Genomic DNA, 19,908 nt, shown 5'->3' with positions numbered 1-19,908 from the left:
TCAGTATTCGCGATTGGAATCATAATGGTTCCGTCGACGGCCTCACAAGCGCGCGGTCCATGTGATTATATCTTGAAGCAAAATTGTGGCGGAGCGGCAGCGCAAAGTTGTTCTGCTCGATCAAAAAACTACTCACGTTGCTTGAAAAATTCACGACCTAAAAACCCTAATTTGGGCCAACAAAAGACTCCTTCCAGGGCGATAAACAATTCTGGGCGCAGTGCTGGTAAGGTGACTCGCGAATAAAAAAAGAGTGCAATTAGTTGAGCAGGGAGGGCATTGCATTAACCGGGAAGCCAAGTTGATAAGTAATTGTCGATTAGAGCGTTACCCTCCCTATTTTCCACAGCGCTGATATTGAATATTGCGATTAGTAGGCTGAAAGTGTATTTGTGACCAACACTGATAGACGCTTTTCAACAACCAATTTCTAGGACAGCGAAGTTGGGGGCCACATTGGGGGCCTCTTTCAATATGAAATTGAAATAGTCTTTTGAATATAACTATATAGTATTAAGAAGCGAGTCCTCTTCTGCACCAGATATTTTCGACAGACTCCGGTTTTTGATCCCAAAATATAAACTTCTGAATCGTCCTGCAGCTATTCGGCTGGGAACATGATGCCCTGCTTTGCATGAGCATTTTTGCGTCCTAGACTCGCTTGCAAAAAGGCTGCGATAGCCAAGACAAAGAGACTCAGCGAGATAGGTAGGCCAGCCGAGCTGATAACAGCTTCCTTATAGCGCACGGCATGGGCGAACATGGCCAAAGTGAGTAGCATCCCGGTTGCCACCAAAAGTATTGGCTTTATGCGGGTGCTACCGATGCGGCTGCCATATGTAATCATTGCAACAAGCGACAACCAGAAGAGGGCAACCAGACCAGATTCTGGCACAACATCCGCGAGGGCAATTACCAATGTCAGCGCCAATGCAGCAGGAGTACCCCAGATTATTGCGGTCCAGGCGCCTTCCAGACGTGGTGCCGAATTGCCTTTGTCTCGGCGTTTGGCGAAATAGATTTTCAACCCAGATGCAACAATCACGCAAAGCCCAATGCCGAATAGCAGATAGGCGAGCTTGACTGGCAATCCGCCCCAATTGCCGAAATGTACGTTATAGACAGATCCGATGATTTGCTGCCCGATCGTGCCATCCGAGATGCCGACATTGCCGTTGTAATTGCCGCTTGCATCATAGGTATAATAGTCGCCAAAAATCAGCCGATCACCATGTTCGCCCACGATTTGGGAATTCTGTCCGGCGGTGCCCGGATCGTGCATTATGAAGTAAGTTGGATCGATATCAGGAAAATTTTCCTCTATATGTTGTATCGGTTTCGCGATGGTCGCAATATCGGCTGGCGCAGAATTTGGCGCTGGCTCACTGCCAAAAATCGGCGCGAAGACTTGTTCAGTATCGCCATCAAAGCCAGCCGCTGCAATGGCGAACGCAAGGACACTGGCGACGCCCAATATGGAGCCGGTTAGCGCGTTCGAAAAATGGAACGGCAATGTCCAGACACTCAGCCTGTTATGTAGATCAACGGTTGTCAGCCGGCCTGCCCCACGTCGAAACGTAAAGGCGTCCCGAAAGATCCGGGGGTGGGCGAGTATGCCTGATAGTGAAAGGCCAATGAGCATTATGCCCAGGGCGCCGACGATCGTCAGACCCAATATTTGCGGCATATGCAGATAATAATGCAGATCGAGCAGGAATTGCGTCCATGGAAAGGTTTCTTCTGCTACAATATTCCCATCCTCGTCGGCGAAAAAGGCCTGCGTGTCGGTTGTAATAACGGTCCTGGGCAAATCCGGACGGGGGAAAGTGACATAAAGATGAGTCGTCGGAACGGCTTCGCTGCGGAAGACGGAATAGGCTGCCCGTTCGGCCGCCGCCGCGCTAATGCTTTGCATTTCCGGCGCATTGGGTTGTTCCCATCGCTGAAGCTCATGGTTGAAGACGGACAGTGTTCCCGTGACCGCCAATATATAAATCAGCCCACCAAAAATAATGGCGAGCAAGCTGTGTGCCTCAAGGGATCGCAAAACGCGCAAGGTAGATTTTTTTGGTTGGGCCTTATCCGGCATAATCAACACCTTAGCTTTTGAATGCCAGGGCAGCTGCGGGTATGATCGCCAGCCCCAGGATGATTATTGATTTGCGCATCGTCGCTCGCTGCGATCCGACATAGACAGCAAGACTCGCCCAAAGGATCGAAAACGCGAAAGCGGCGATCGTCAGATTGACACTATGTTCCATCCCCAACCACCGGAACATCATGAACAAAGCTGATGATACTGAAACGGCGGCCAATCCTGAAAGGAGAAAAAGCAGTAGCCCATGGTAAATCCGCTGCAGCCAAACCATGGCCCCAGCGGACGAGGCACTAAGCACATGTTCGGAAGGACTGCGCCCCTCTTTGGCCTTACGTTTGGGTGTCTGCAACGCGCTGATCAATACTGCCAGCCCGCCTACAATAATGAGGACGATGATTCCCAAAGCTGTACCTTTGTCAGCGCCGCTGGTTTGGACCCAAGCAATAATCGAGAACAGGATGAGCAGCACACCGCCGATAATCTCCAGATTGGCGCCAAACCGTTTGTGCCAAGCCTTGTGCAGCAAATATACCCCGCCGATGGCAGACACGATGCCGGTCAATTGCCAGAGCAAGACACTTTCCATGATCAGAACTTATATCCGACGCGAACCACTGCGGTTCGTTCTTCAGCCACGAAACAGTCGCCGCGCGCCAGGCAGGTAGAGAAATAACGCTCGTTCGTGATGTTGCGGACGTTAAAAGTGACATCCCAATGTTCTGTTTCATAGCCCAGCAGAAAATCACCGAGAATATTGCCATCGGTTACGACACGGATGGGACCGACGGCTCCTGTGCCGTTGCTTTCATTGTCACCAACATAGCGTAAGCCGAACCCGAGCTTAAAGCCATCCCACAAGCCCATGGACGGTTGATATTGTACCCATGCCGAGGCTTGTTCTTCCGGGATGGAGGCAAATGGGACGCCGTCCGCTGTTTCCGTATCCAATATGCTGCCGTTAAATTCGAGATACCAATCGCCAAGGGTGGTTTGGGCCTGCAGTTCAAACCCTTTGACGGTGCCAACGCCCTCTTGTTGACTGTCTGGCTGATTGATCAAGGAAGAGGGATTGGGCAGGTTGGATTCTTCAATGTCGAAATAAGCGAGGGTGATGTAAGTTTGCGTTCCGGGCGGTTGATATTTTAACCCGGCCTCCCATTGCTTTCCTTCCCTTGGTTTGAGCGGATTGTTGGTCAGGCCGTCTGTTCCGATCACCGGTTCAAAAGAATCTGCGAAGCTGACGTAGGGTGAAATGCCATTTTCAAAGGCATATAGAGCACCTGCACTGAATGAAACCGCATCATCCTTCTGAACATTGCCCCGGCTTTCCGTTTTGCTATCGTCATAACGCAGCCCAAAATTCAGCTTGAGGTCGCCGATTGACATTTGATTGTTCAGGTAGAGCCCGTAGTCGTTAGTTTCGGTATCCCCTATATCTATCAAGTTGGCGTCGTCGAAAAGATCTGTCGGTACGTTGCCATAAACCGGGTTATAGATATTTATAGCACCAAAGCGGCGTGTAACCGGATCACTACGGGAAATGAACTGGTTGCCAGTTGTGACATTTTGATAAGCAAAGCCGGCAAAAAGTTCGTGCTCTACAGGTCCGGTATTGAACGCCCAGCGCGCGCGAAGATCAAAGGCGGCCTGTTCTGAAAAAGCATCGCTGCGGATAAATGTCCGTCCGCCATCTCCATTCGCATCGACCCGGGGGGGACCAAATTCGCCTAGAAAATCAATATAAGACTGCCGGTAGTCGACGTCAGCATCCTTATATCGGAAAATACCGTCAACAGAGAAATTTTCAGTAAATGCATGGCTGGCGAGCAAGCTCACCAGCGTCGAGTTTGTATTGTAGCGGTTCAATGCAGGATCGCCGAGATAAGTGTCCAACTCAACCTGGTCGCCCGTTGCATTTACACAAACCGCTGCGGGTGTGATCTTCACATCGCTGCTAACACAGCCGGTTCCGGTGAGCGGGAGGAATTGCTGGGCAGTATCACTATCGCGATCGACATATTCGAGCATCGCGGTTAGCCTCGTCCGGCCGTCATCATAGGTGATGGAAGGCATGACCACGACGGCATCGTCGTTTACGAAGTTAATCTGCGTATCGGCATTCCGGTATAGGCCAACAAACCGCACAAAGAGATTGTCGGCAAGCTCTGCATTCAAGTCGGCTGCGGCCTGGTAACGATCAAATGTGCCAACATCAAAAACAACTTCACTTTGCTTGTCTGGACCTGCCAACTTTGAAACGGCGTTAACGATGCCGCCGGGTGTGCCCTTGCCGTAGAGTACAGACGCTGGTCCTTTCAGCACCTCAACCTGCTCCAGCACATAAACATCAGACCGTGTGTTGTTATAAAAACCAAATAGCACCTGTTGGCCGTCGCGATATTCCGCTGCATCGAAGCCGCGCACCTGGGGAAAGTCACCGCGCGTAGCGAAGCCGAACGTATCCCCAACTACCCCGGGCACATAGTTCAGGACATCATCCAATGTCAGAGCGCCTTTGTCGCGAAACTGTTCTTCGGTCTCGATAGTAACGGAGCGCGCCGTTTCAACGATCGGTGTTGCTGATTTCAGTGCGCCAAAGTCCGATAGCTGACCGGTAACAATGATCACATCTTCATCATCGGTCGTGTCATTGCGAGTATCGTCGTCATTTTGAGCAAAAGCCGCGGATGGCATCGCGAAAGCTGACGTAAGAAGGAGTAATTTTCTTATCATTTTGAGCCCTCTGTTCCTGTTCGCGGAGCGGAATAGTCGGCCACCGGTCATATGTAAATAAGAATCATTATCATTAGCATTAAGGCTATGAATTCAAAGCGAGAGTTTTTGTACAGCGCCAAAATTCGTGCAGATAGATGACCGGTTAAGTCAGGCACTTATGTACAAATTTCATGGGTCTCTGCCGTTGAGTGGATGCTCGATCCGTTCCTTCATCAAAAGGAAGTTTTCATGGAGAAAAGTGAGAATGGGTATGAAGGACGATTGAATCACCGGTACGGCTGAGATGAGATACCTCACTTCGCCTTTGGAATCTGGTGTCTCACTGGATGGCGGGAATCATCAAGAATTCTATATTTTATAAATAGAATTATATAATTCTATATTAATTGATTTATTGTTGCACTATACAAAATATAGAGAGAGAAATACATAATATTGCATGACGCATGCTTCGCCAAAATTTCGGCTCCAAGCGAGACCAAATTTTACAAAATCCCTGAAACTATGGGCTTTTTGGGGTTGCGGGCCGCTGCGCATCTCTGTTAACCATAAGCACTAACAAATCGGTCTGGGGCATTGACTATTTGTTTTGTTTCAAGTCGTTGCAGGCTTGAAGCATTATAATAGCAATTAAATGCTCATATCGGAGAGTTAGATGGCCAAGCAAAATAAAAAACCGCAAACCCATCTCATTGCTCTTGAGCCGCGCATGATGTTTGATGGCGCTGCTGTGGTAACTGCGGTTGCGACTGTGGCAGCCGCTGATGCACTGGAAAATGGCTCTGTTTCTCCCAGTTTCTTTGGCTCTGGCAAGGGCGGCTCCGTAGGCGATACGATCCCGAATATTGGTCTCGCGCCACCCACGACATCCGAGCGTTATGCGGAAAATGGCCGTCCGGACATGGTTGCAGTTGATATCGCTATGCGGGACGGCGATAGCGCGTTTCCAACTGGCCCTGGTCCTGACTCTGCCGATAGCGATATGGCGGGTTCGGCCGTGCTTGATGGCTTGGATGGCGGGCTTGAGGCTGATGGTGTTGAGGCGCTTTCTATTGCTGCAGTCGGGTCGGAGGCATCTGCGTCATCTGGTGAAGCCCTACTTACCAATTCTGTGAACAATGATGCTGTGCTTCTGCCGGATAGCGCGCCTGGATATTCTTCAAATATTTCAGAAAATATTACTGTAAAAGAGCAGGTGGTTGCAAAGGACGCTGTTACAGGCGGTTCTGGTGGCGCTGTCATTGCTGATGAAGGATTTGATGCTGGAACCGTTCAAGATAATGTTGTCCAGCAAGTCGAAGTGCGGAGTGAACCGGCTTCTTATGATTTTCGGGAGCCCGGCGTTCGGCCTACCAATTTTCAGGACTATTTCATCATCGACGATAATGACTCCCGATTTGTTATGAATCGGGTGCCGCTCGTAGGCGATCCGGAAATTTCAGAAGATGCTTTGGTTGCGCAAAACGTGGCGGCTACTGGGCAGGATTTCATATTCATCGACACCAGTGTCGAAAATTATCAAGAGCTTGCCGATACCTGGGCCGGCAAAGGCACAATCGTCTTCATCGACGGCAATAGCGATGGCCTTGACCAAATGATGACTGCCCTGGCTGGCGCCAGTGAGATCGGGGCCATTCACATTGTCAGTCATGGTGATGAAGGGGTGTTCTGGTTAGGCACGACGCGGATTGACAGCGCATCCGTAACCGGAGCGCTTGCTTCCTCACTGGCGTCAATCGGCGCAAAGCTATCGGCTGACGGTGATATTCTAATCTACGGCTGCGACGTTGGCGCAGATCAGGCGGGTCAACAGCTGATGAACACGCTGGCGGCGGTAACCGGCGCAGATATAGCTGCGTCGATCGACGATACCGGTAGCATAGTGCGTGGCGGCGACTGGACGCTTGAGAGCCGCGTCGGTCAGGTGGAGTCTGCATCTTTGATAGCGCGAAATTGGGATGGGTTGTTGGCTTCGACTGCCATATCTGTGCAATCAGGTGCCCCCGATGTCGTCAACGGTGCTGGCAATCCGGTTGGAAGTAATACGCGTGTCGGGCAAGGTGCAACGGCAACATGGACCGACGTCGGGACGTTTAATGGTCAACAAATCAGCCTGCGCGCAACCGTCATATCTCTAACCGCAGGCGATGATATTCGGTTCAGCACCATAGGAGATGATCCGAATTTTCTGATGAGGGAGCGCGGTGCGTCTGGCATTGCTACGACCGAAATTCGCTGGGATGTTTTCTACGCCGCTAGCGGCGCGCCGGTGAATATCGATATTTCGTTCACCGTTGCTGATATCGACGGAGTGGGCAATAATCCGCGCAGCCGAGAGTGGGTAACGGTCGATACAGATACCCTATCCTCGTTTGAAAATGCCGGAGTATCGGATATTGATTTTGATATCTCGATACCCGGCGAAGTCACCGCTTCAGGCACCCTGAATGAGTCAGGCGATGCAAGTTCAGCAGCCCGGTTTAATTGGCTAGACACTAGCAGCTTTACCATCACCTATAATCTTGATCCGGCGTCAGGCGCCCGTGCAGCAGGTTTCAGGCATGATGGTGATCTGGATTTCAACCTGGGGTCGGGTGGTACAACAGTCTCTATTCCCAGGCTGGATCTCGATAGGAATGATAGCACTGCTGGCGGTTCGGCTTATCGAGGAACCTATGTCGAAAATGCGGCCGGTACCGCTATCGTTGACGGCGACGTTCGTATTACAAATCCAGACGGCACGGTTCAAAATGCTACTGTAACATTAACCAATGCACAGACCGGTGACCGTTTGCTGGTCAACGGCTCTGCCGCAGCATCGGGTACGTTGGCTGGTGGTATAAGCTATACTCGAACGGATACTGGTGTTTCACTGACCGGTGGAGCAACTGCAGCGGCTTATGAAAATGCGCTCAAAGCGATCACCTTTGAGAATACAACAGAACGACCTTCGGAGACGGATCGTAACATCACTGTTAGCTTTGCCAATGCTGCGCTGAGTTCCAATGTCGCGGTTTCCACCATCAGCGTGGTTGAGATTAATGACCCGCCGACAGCGGTCAATGATGCGACGCAGGCGACAAATGAAGGTACCGCGATAACCGGCATCAATGTGCTGGCCAATGATTTTGATGGCGATGGTGATCCGCTGACGGTTACGGCCGCTAATGCCAATAATGGCACTGTGACAATCAATGCCAATGGTACCTTAAACTATACGCCCAATAGCGGGTTTTCCGGCACTGACACGGTCACTTATACGATTAGCGACGGGCGCGGTGGAACGTCGACGGCAACCTTCGATGTGACAATAGCAGCGGTGAATGATCCGCCGGTACCGGTCGGTAACCTGCCGCCCCAGACTAATGTCGATGCGGCCCAAGGTATTTTCGTAAGTACCTCCCAGGGATTTAGCGATCCGGACAATGGCTTTGGTGAACTCAGCTACTCGGCAACCGGCTTGCCGCCGGGCCTTTCGATCAACGCCAATACTGGTGCCATTACCGGAACGATTGACAATAGCGCCAGCCAGGGTGGCTCTGGCGGGGTTTATAATATCGTCGTTACCGCGACTGACCCTGATGGAGAATCTGCGACGCAAAGCTTCGCCTGGACAATCACCAATCCGGGGCCACAGGCTAATGATGACGGCGGTTCGACCAATGAAGACACGCCGATTACAGTCAATGTGCTAGCCAATGATCAGGACCCGGATGGCGATGACTTGACCGTCATTTCGGCCAGCGCGTCCAATGGCACGGTTGTTATCAATCCTGACGGCACACTCACATACACACCCAATGCCAATTTCAATGGCAATGATGTGATTACTTACACCATTAGCGATGGCGAAGGTGGGACAGATACCGCAGTCTTTAACATGACTGTGGTGGCGGTAAATGACGGGCCGCAGCCGGTCGGAACGCTGCCACCACAGGTTAATGTCGATGCCGATGCGGGTGTCAGTGTCGCAACTGCAGGTGGCTTTACTGATATTGATGGCCCAACAATAAGCTATAGTGCTACTGGATTGCCGCCCGGATTGTCGATCAACTCCACCACCGGAGAGATTACCGGAACGATTGACAATAGTGCCAGTCAGGGCGGCACGAATGGCGTCTATACAGTCACGATTACGGCAACGGATTTCCAAGGAACACCTGCGACCCAGACATTCTCATGGACCGTCACCAATCCTGGACCAACGGCTGCCAATGACAGCGCGTCTACCAATGAGGACACAGCTGTCACCGTTGATGTGCTGAGCAATGACAATGATCCTGATGGTGATGATCTGACGGTAACCACAGCAAGTGCTAATAATGGCACGGTGGTGATAAATCCGAATGGGACCATCACCTATACGCCCAATGCTGACTTTAACGGTACCGACACGATCACCTATACGATTAGTGACGGAGAAGGTGGAACATCCACTGCAACCGTCGACGTCACCGTTGCTGCGGTCAACGACGCGCCGACACCGGTTGGTTCATTGCCGCCACAGGTCAATGTCGATGCGGATGCGGGTATCAGCGTTGCAACCGCAGGCGGCTTCACAGATAGCGATGATGCAACCCTGACCTATAGCGTGTCTGGCCTTCCTGCTGGCCTAAGCATAGATTCTGCCACTGGCGAGATCACTGGTACGATTGATCGATCCGCCAGCCAAGGTGGTTCCAACGGTGTTTACACGGTAACTGTCACGGCAACAGATGCGGGCGGGCTCAGTACGACGCAGGAATTTAGCTGGACCGTTACCAATCCGGGACCTGTGGCGGTGGACGATACCGCCACAACCAACGAAGACACGCCCGTGTTGATCGATGTGCTGCCTAATGACAGCGATCCCGATGGTGATCCGATTACTTTGATTGCTGCGGCGGCATCAGTGGGCCAGGCAACGGTGGTGGGCAATCAGGTAAATTATGTGCCGCCAGCCAATTTCAACGGTACGGCGACCATCACCTACACGATCAGTGACGGTGAAGGTGGTACGGCAACAGCGACGATCACTGTTACGGTTGCGCCGGTTAATGATGCGCCAGTGGGCACGCCGCTGCCGCCGCAGGATACCGAAGACGGTGCGGTTATTTCCGTTCCGGTTGCTGGCAATTTCAGTGATGTTGATGGCGATACACTGACCTTCGCGGCGACCGACCTGCCGCCAGGCCTGTCGATTGATCCTGATACCGGCGTGATATCCGGCACGATTGATAATTCGGCCAGCCAAACCAATGGTGGCACATATACGGCAACCATCACTGTCTCGGACGGTAATGGCGGCACAACAACCCAGACCATTACGTTCAATGTCGCCAACCCCGGCCCAACAGCCGTTGATGATAGTGCATCGACCGATGAAGATGTGCCGGTAACCATCTCGCCTCTAGCCAACGACAGTGATCCCGATGGGGACGATCTCACAATAACGGCTGCCAGCGCCTTGAATGGCAGTGTGGTGATCAATCCTGATGGTACGGTTACCTATACACCGAACCCCGGATTTAATGGTACCGATACAATCACATATGAAATTTCAGACGGTGAGGGCGGTACATCAATGGCCGAAATCACCGTGACCGTTGCTGATGTCAATGACGTACCGATATCGAATAACAGCATCGGCGATCAGACCAATCTGGACAGCCAGGTTATCAATTTGCCGGTGGCGGGGGCATTCAGTGACCCGGATGGCGATACGCTGTCCTACACCGCTTCCGGCCTGCCCGCTGGCTTGACGATTGACCCCTCCACAGGTGTTATCTCCGGCACAATTGATCGCAGCGCCAGCCAGGTAAATGGCGGCGTATATTCCATAACCGTGACGGCCGATGATGGTCGTGGCGGCACGGTATCCACGACCTTTACATGGACCGTTACCAATCCTGCACCGGTGGCCAGCAATGACAGTATCACAACGAACGAGGATACAGACGTCAATATTGCGGTGCTGAGCAATGATGTCGATTCCGACGGTGATCCGCTGACCGTCACTGAGGCAGAGGCCGGCAACGGCACGGTTACTATCAATCCAGACGGCACGCTTGCTTATTCACCAAATGCCAATTTCAATGGTGAAGATACGATCATCTATACCATTAGTGATGGCGAAGGCGGTTTCTCGACCGCAACAGTCACGGTTACGGTCACGCCGGTTAATGACGGTCCAACCACTGTTGGCCTGGCCAATCAAAATGGTGAAGACGGGGGAACGGTCTCCATCCCAACGGCACAGGGATTTGATGACGTTGATGGTGATGATCTGACCTTTAGTGCTTCCGGCTTGCCACCTTCTTTGGCGATCGACCCCGATACAGGCCTGATCACTGGCACGCTCGCTTCGGACAGTTCGGTCAACGGACCATTCATTGTTACGGTAACGGCCACCGATCCGTCCGGTGAATCCGTATCGACAACCTTTGTCTATTCGATTCAGAATGTTCCGCCGATCGCAGTGAATGATACAGCCACCACCCCAGAAGATACGCCTGTCACGGTGGCAGTGTTGACCAATGACAGCGATCCGGACGGTGATCCGCTGACCATCACAGCGGCTAGCACGCCTGATGGAACGGTTGTAGTTAATCCCGACGGTACACTGACTTTCACCCCGGCCGAGAATTTCAATGGCCAGGCAGTCGTCACCTATACCGTATCCGACGGACAGGGCGGTACCGCGACAGCAACGCTTACCGTTGATGTGACGGCAGTCAATGATGCGCCTGAATCGCTGGCAATACCGGATGTCATCAATGAAGATAATCAATCGGTTTCTGTCGATGTCGGTAAATTCTTCAGTGACGTGGATGGCGATACTCTGGCCTTCAGTGCAACTGGTTTACCGGCAGGGCTCAGTATCGATCCTGCTACAGGGATTGTTAGCGGTACTATTGACCGCGATGCCAGCCAACCCAATGGCGGGGTCTATTCTGTAACCATCACTGGCACGGATCCCGATGGCCTGACCAGCAGTCAGACCTTTACCTGGACGGTCACAAACCCGGCACCGACCGCGGTGAACGACAGTGCTACCACCAATGAAGATACACCAGTCAATGTGACTGTGCTCGCCAATGATACTGATCCAGATGGCGATCCGCTGACGGTGACCATGGCGACAGCGCTCAACGGCACAGTTACGATCAATCCGGATGGCACGCTGACCTATGTACCCGATGCCGACTTCAACGGCATGGACACGATTACCTATGTGATCAGTGACGGCAATGGCGGCACTTCCACGGCGGCGGTTGATGTAACGGTCAATGCTGTCAACGATCCGCCGGTAGCGGTTGATGATAGCGCAACCACCAATGAAGACACGCCTGTCACCATTGGCGTACTCGGCAATGATACGGATATCGATGGTGATCCGCTTACGGTTACGGCTGCGACATCACCAGATGGCACAGTGGTGATCAACCCCGACGGTACGATCACCTTCACACCAAACCCGAATTTCAACGGTCCGACAACAATCACTTATACCATCAGCGATGGCAATGGCGGTACGTCGACGGCAACGGTTGCGGTCACCGTTGATGCGGTCAACGATCCCCCGGTCGCCAATATGGACAGTGCAACCACAGACGAAGATACGCCGGTGGATATTGCGGTACTCGCCAATGACACAGATGTTGATGGCGATCCACTAACGGTAACGGCAGCCGATGCCCCCAATGGCACGGTGACGATAAATCCAGACGGCACCGTGACCTATGTCCCTGATCCGGACTTTAATGGCACGGACACGATCACTTATACGATCAGCGATGGTCAAGGTGGTTTCGCGACATCAACGGTCGAAGTGACAGTTAATGCGGTGAATGATGCGCCGGTTGCCACGCCAATCGCGCCGCAAAACGACAATGATGCAGATGTTATCAATGTCTCGGTTGCAGGTAATTTCACCGATGTGGATGGCGATCCGCTAACCTTTACCGCAACTGGCTTGCCGCCTGGTCTGTCCATTGATGCTGCCGGCAATATCACGGGTACTATCGATCCCGATGCTTCGCAGGGTGGCCCCGGTTCTAACGGTATTTACAGCGTTACGGTTACCGCAGATGATGGCAATGGCGGAACGGTGAGCCAGACATTTGTCTGGGAAGTGAATAACCCTGCACCTGTAGCCACCGATGATACAGCCACAACTGATGAAGATACCCCTGTCACTATTCCGGTGCTGGCCAATGACAGCGATCCCGATGGCGATGCGCTTAGCGTAACCTCGGCGACGGCTTCAAATGGCACAGTCGTAATCAATCCGGATGGCACGATCACCTACACGCCCAATCAGGATTTCAACGGTACCGATACAATTACCTATACGATCAGTGATGGGAATGGCGGCACATCGACTGCGACAGTTGATGTCACCGTTACCCCGGTAAATGATGCACCGGTTGCGGATAGCCCGCTGCCCAACGTGACCGGCATTGATGGCGAGACCGTTTCGATACCAACCGCCGGTAATTTCAGCGATGTCGATGGTGATACCTTGACGTTTACGGCTGCCGGGCTGCCGGCCGGATTATCGATCGATCCAAATACCGGACTGATAACCGGCACGATTGATAACCAGGCGAGCCAGGTTAATGGCGGTGTCTATTCTGTCACGGTTACCGCAGATGACGGCAATGGTGGCACGGTCTCGACCACCTTCACCTACACGGTTACAAACCCGGCACCGACAGCTACCAATGACACGGCCACAACCGATGAAGATACCCCTGTTACTATTCCGGTGTTGGCCAATGACAATGATCCCGATGGCGATGATCTGACAGTCACCGTGGCTACCGCACCCAATGGCACAGTCGTGATCAATCCAGATGGTACGATCACTTATACGCCTAATCAGGATTTCAACGGCACGGACACGATCACTTATACGATCAGTGACGGCAATGGCGGTACATCCACCGCGACAGTCGAAGTGACGGTTGCGCCAGTTAATGATGCACCGGAAGTCGATATCCCGATTTCGGATCTCAACAATGAAGATGCTGATGTCATCTCGGTTGATGTCAGCGACAAGTTCAGCGACCTTGATGGCGACACGCTGACCTTCACCGCCACAGGTTTGCCCGCAGGATTGTCGATTGACGCCAATGGGGTAATCACCGGCACGATTGATCCCGGCGCGAGCCAGATCAACGGCGGTGTTTACACGGTCACGATTACGGCGGATGACGGCAATGGTGGCACGGTGGATGGAACGTTTACATGGACCGTTACCAACCCCGCGCCAACAGCGGTCAATGACACCGCCACGACTAATGAAGATACGCCCAGCGCACCCATTGCCGTACTTGCCAACGACAATGATCCGGATGGCGACACTCTGACAGTCACCAGCGCTACGGCCCCTAATGGCACTGTAGCGATCAATCTGGACGGCACTTTGATCTATACGCCAAATGCCAATTTCAATGGGACCGACACCATCACCTATGCGATCAGCGACGGTCAGGGCGGCACATCTACTGCTACGGTTGAAGTTACGGTGACGCCAGTCAATGATGCACCGACCGCCGACCCACCGCTTAACAATCAGACCAATGACGATGCCGATATGGTCTCGGTTGATGTCAGTGGCAGTTTTGAAGATCTCGACGGTGACACACTGACCTTCACCGCAACCGGCCTGCCCGCTGGTCTGTCGATCGATGCCAATGGCTTGATTTCCGGCACGATTGATCCGGATGCCAGCCAGGTAAACGGCGGCGTCTATACTGTGACCGTAACCGCCGATGACGGCAATGGCGGCACCGTGGATTCAACCTTTACCTGGACCGTGAACAACCCGGCACCTGTCGCTGCCAATGATACGGCCAGCACGACCGAAGACACATCGGTAAACATCCCTGTACTGACCAATGATAATGATCCCGACGGAGATACGCTGACGGTAATTTCCGCAAATAGTGAAAACGGCACGATTGTAATCGAAGCTGACGGGACATTGACCTATCAGCCTGATCCGAATTTCAACGGCACGGATACGATTGTCTATACAATCAGCGACGGCAATGGTGGCACTGCGACCGCGACGGTTGAAGTGACCGTGACGGCTGTAAACGATGCACCCGAAACCGTTGGATTGCCGGACCTGTTTGATTCCAACAATGAAGTTATCTCGGTCCCACTGGGCTCAGCCTTCAGCGATGTTGATGATGCGACGCTGACTTATAATGTTACTGGCCTGCCAACCGGGCTGACTTTTGATCCTGCGACGGGCCAGGTCACCGGAACAACCGGTGCGACTGCGTCTTCGGATGTTCCGAACGGCGAATATACGGTAACGGTTACCGCTACTGATGCTGCCGGGCTAAACGTCAGCACGACCTTTACGTGGACCATCACCAACGAACCACCCCGGGCGAACAACGATAATTTTGTCGGTACGGAAGATACGCCGATCAATCTTGATGTACTCGCCAATGATGTTGATCCTGATGGCGATCCGACGACGCCGATCGTGATCACATCAGCTGTGGCAACAAATGGTACAGCTGTCATTTTGCCGGATGGTACAATCGATTTTACGCCCGACCCTGATTTCAACGGAACGGCGACTGTTACCTACACAATTCAAGACGCCAATGGTGAATTTGCGACGGCTGTTGCAACAATTGTCATAGCCCCTGTTAATGACGCGCCAGATGCCACCATATTACCTAACCGCGATGGTCTGGACGGTGATGCTGTGAGTGAGGATTTCGGGCCGCTGTTCAGCGATCCGGAAGGTGGCGTGCTCACCTTTACCGCTGCTAATCTGCCGGCTGGGCTATCCATTGACGCCAATGGTCTTATCACCGGCACGATCGACGCTGATGCCAGCCAGACCAATGGCGGTGTCTACCAAGTGGAAATAACCGCGACCGATGATGGCGGACTGGAAACGACCCAGAGCTTTATCTGGACGATCGGCAATCCCGGTCCAACGGCCAATGCGGATACGGCTTCGACAACAGAAGACACGCCGACCGCACCCATCGATGTACTGACTAACGACAATGACCCGGATGGTGACGCGTTAACGGTAACAACGGCGAGCGCACCCAACGGGACGGTTGTCATCAATCCGGATGGAACATTGACCTATACGCCGGATGCCAATTTCAACGGCACGGATACGATCACTTATGAGATTAGTGACGGTCAGGGTGGTACTTCCACATCGACGGTTACGGTGACTGTTGGTGCTGAAAATGATGATCCGACTGTGACACCGCTGGCCGCATTGGGCAATGCCGACGCGGATGTCATTGCACTGGACGTTAGCGGCAATTTCGATGACCTGGATGGTGACACGCTGACTTTCAGTCAAACCGGCTTGCCGCCCGGTCTATCAATTGATGCGGCAGGTAACATTACCGGCACTATTGATCCTTCTGCTTCGCAGGGTGGGCCAAATGGCGATGGCATCTATTCCGTCACCATCACTGCTGACGATGGCAATGGTGGAACGGTTTCCAGCACTTTTAGCTGGACGGTTACAAATCCACCACCGGTTGCTGCGAATGATGGCCCAATTGCGGTGACCGAAGATACGCCGCTGGATATCGATGTTCTGGGTAATGACACCGACCCCGATGGTGATACCCTGACCGTCACTCTGGCCACGGCTGGCCACGGCGATGTCACGATCAATCCCGATGGCACGATCAACTATGCGCCGGATCCGGACTATAACGGTCCCGATACGATTACCTACACGATCAGCGATGGCAATGGCGGTACATCAACAGCAACAGTGGAAATCAATGTCGGCTCGGTTAATGATGACCCGGTAGCGAGTCCGATCGCACCGCGTGACAATGTCGATGGTGCGACTGTTTCGGTCTCGGTCGCTGCGAATTTCTCAGACGTTGATGGCGATCCGCTAACCTTTACGGCGAGCGGCCTTCCCGCTGGTCTGTCCATTGACGCTAATGGCTTGATCACCGGCACAATTGACAGTGGTGCGAGCCAAGTAAACGGTGGTGTTTATACCGTCACCATCACTGCCGACGATGGCAATGGCGGCACGGTGGATCAGGACTTCACCTGGACGATTACCAATCCGCCGCCGATTGCCGTAAATGATACAGCATCGACATCAGAAGACCTGCCGGTCAACATAGCGGTTCTTGCTAACGACAATGATCCTGATGGTGATACGCTCTCTGTGACAACCGCTAGCGCCGCTAATGGTACTGTGGTTATCCGGCCGGACGGCACGATTGACTACACGCCCAACCAGGATTTCAACGGTACGGATACGATTACCTATACCATCAGTGACGGCAATGGCGGGACATCAACCGCGACGGTTACAGTCACTGTTGGCCCTGTGAACGATCCACCGGTTGCTGTGAATGATGCGACGGTAACGGATGAAGAAACGCCGGTTACCATTCCGGTACTGGCTAATGACAGTGACGTTGATGGCGATCCGCTGACCGTCACCAATGCCAGTTCGCCAGACGGTACGGTGGTGATCAATCCTGATGGCACTGTGACATTCACACCCAATCCGGATTTCAACGGTCAAACGACTATCGCCTATACGATTAGCGATGGGCAGGGCGGGACAGCAACTGCGACTGTTAATGTAACGGTCAATCCGGTGAACGATCCGCCGGTCGCAAATGATGATGTCGCAACCACGCCAGAAGACACGCCGGTCACGCTGAACGTGCTTGGCAATGACACGGATGTGGATGGCGATCCTCTCATCGTGACGGGAGCAACCTCGCCAGATGGCCAGGTTACGATCAATCCTGATGGCGCCGTGACGTTCACGCCCAATCCGAATTTCAATGGCACAACGACCGTGACCTATACCATTAGTGACGGCAATGGCGGCACGGCTACGGCAACGGTTACCTTGACAGTTGATCCGGTCAATGACGCGCCAGTGGCCACTCCGGATATAGCTCAAACGGACGAGGACACGCCGGTGACGGTATCGGTGCTTGACAATGATAGTGATGCTGATGGCGATCCATTGACGGTTACGGCGGCCAGCGCGCCCAATGGGACAGTGGTCATCAACCCTGATGGCACTGTGACTTACACGCCAGACCCGAATTTCAACGGCATCGATACGATCACATATACGGTCTCTGACGGCAATGGTGGCTTTGCAACGACCACTGCAACCGTCACCGTTAATCCGGTAAATGATGTACCCGTGGCGGTAAATGACAATGTTACGACACCCGAGGACGCACCGGTCACGATTCCTGTGCTTGGCAATGATACCGATGCCGATGGCGATCCGCTGACCGTAACGGACGCCAGCTCGCCGGACGGAACGGTGGTTATCAATCCTGATGGCACGGTGACGTTCACGCCCAATCCGGATTTCAACGGTCCGACAACCATCACCTACACGATTAGCGATGGTCAGGGCGGGACATCCACGGCAACCGTGACAGTTGATGTCACGCCGGTCAACGATCCGCCGGTGGTAACGCCTAGCGTTGCAGAGACGCCGGAAGATACGCCTGTCACCTTGTCGCCGCTCGACAACGCGACCGATGTCGATGGCGATCCGTTGACCATTACCAGCGCGACCTCGCCCAATGGCACGGTGACGATCAACCCCGATGGCACAATCACCTATACGCCTGATCCAAATTTCAATGGTACCGATGTGATTACTTACCAGGTCAGTGACGGCAATGGCGGTTTCACGACCCAGACGATCACTGTAACCGTTACACCGGTTAATGACCCGCCGGTCGCGGCAAATGATATTGCCGATACGGATGAAGAGGTGCCGCTGGTCATTCCAGTGCTTGCCAATGATGTCGATTTGGATGGTGATCCGCTGACCGTTACCAACGCCATTGCGGCCAACGGTACAGTTACGATCAATCCGGATGGAACGATTACTTACACACCGAATGTTGACTTTTTTGGTACAGATACAATCACTTATACCATTAGCGATGGTAATGGTGGTACGTCTAGTGCGACCGTGGCGGTCACAGTCCGCAACGTCAATGAAGTGCCGGTTGATGGGGATGAACAAGTATTCGGCATTGGTGGCGCGGAAACGATTATCGATGTGCTCGCCAATGGCAGTGATCCGGATGGTGACCCGCTAAGTGTGTTCACCGCCAAGGTTGATATCGGAACCGTGGTGATCAATCCCGACGGTACGATTTCCCATTTTGCGCCAGCCGAGTTTCAGGGCGTCGCGACCATCACCTATATTGTCAGCGACGGGCAGGGCGGCTTTGTGGAATCCACCGCCACTGTGATTGTGACGCAGGCCAATGCCAATGTGAACGAATTGCTGGGCAATCCGGGCATCGGTTATCCCGATAGCGAACCGCCAAGTACCACGATCGATCCGAACATGGAGTTCATCACGACACCACTGATTATCGACGATACGGTCAACAGCTTCCGCTCGCTGAACAACACGCCGGATCTGGGCGGAGACAGACCGTTGCTGACAGCCGTGAACGGACTGCGTTCGCTAAACGGCGTTGGGGCCTTTGATGTGAATGGCAATCCAATCAGCGATGTGGTCGACCAACTCGACAAAATTCGCGATCTGCGTTTTGGTGCGGACCGTCTGTTTGATCCGCGCTTCGGTGATTTCCTTGTGGAAGGTCTCACCGGCTTCTCGGTGCGCCAGCTGTCGACCGGCAGTGATCAGGTGATGATCGAATCTGTCGTCCGCGACCGGGTCATCTATATGGAAGTTCGCGATATCGGGGCCGAGAGTGATCCGCGCATAACCGAATATCAGCTGCGCACCCGTGATGGCAGTCCGCTGCCTGGCTGGATCCGCATGGATGCGCGCGGCCTCGCGATTATTGAACGACCAGTGGACGCGGAAACCGTTCGCTTGATCGTACGGGCCATCCGCGCAGATGGACAAGTGATTGAAATTCCTGTTGTAATTCAAGGTGCAACGGGTGAGATCCAGATTGATGAGAAGCTGAAGCTTTCTCAGAACATGAACGGCGCTGCTCCCCTGGGCAGTGTCATGGCAATGGCAGATGCCAGCGCTGCAGATGAAACAGCGCAGTTGCTTGCTGCGTTCAAGGCTTAGATGGGGA

At 53.1% G+C, this 19,908-nt stretch carries 4 protein-coding genes; 1 reads left to right on the top strand and 3 read right to left on the bottom strand.

Annotation, left to right across the window (positions count from 1 at the left end):
- Positions 1 to 601 precede the first annotated feature (601 nt).
- From BS29_RS16590 to BS29_RS16580, 3 genes are read right to left on the bottom strand one after another with little or no spacing between them, the layout of a single operon-like run.
- The gene (locus BS29_RS16590; RefSeq protein WP_229954740.1) at positions 602 to 2,089 is read right to left on the bottom strand and encodes a PepSY-associated TM helix domain-containing protein; all 1,488 of its coding nucleotides are present in this window, start codon (positions 2,087 to 2,089) and stop codon (positions 602 to 604) included.
- Positions 2,090 to 2,099: 10 nt separating this feature from the next.
- The gene (locus BS29_RS16585) at positions 2,100 to 2,684 is read right to left on the bottom strand and encodes a hypothetical protein (protein ID WP_229954739.1); all 585 of its coding nucleotides are present in this window, start codon (positions 2,682 to 2,684) and stop codon (positions 2,100 to 2,102) included.
- Positions 2,685 to 2,686: 2 nt separating this feature from the next.
- Entirely contained in the window at positions 2,687 to 4,792 is a 2,106-nt protein-coding gene (locus BS29_RS16580; RefSeq protein ID WP_229954738.1) for a TonB-dependent siderophore receptor, read from the bottom strand.
- 697 nt (positions 4,793 to 5,489) lie between these two features.
- Here BS29_RS16580 and BS29_RS16575 point away from each other — a divergent pair.
- Positions 5,490 to 19,901: an Ig-like domain-containing protein gene (locus BS29_RS16575; protein ID WP_229954737.1), complete on the top strand. Its 14,412-nt coding sequence runs from the start codon at positions 5,490 to 5,492 to the stop codon at positions 19,899 to 19,901.
- Positions 19,902 to 19,908: the final 7 nt, after the last annotated feature.

It is taken from the genome of Parasphingorhabdus litoris DSM 22379, from assembly GCF_020906275.1.
Lineage (GTDB): Bacteria > Pseudomonadota > Alphaproteobacteria > Sphingomonadales > Sphingomonadaceae > Parasphingorhabdus > Parasphingorhabdus litoris.
This window is presented reverse-complemented; position numbering and strand designations above follow the sequence as displayed.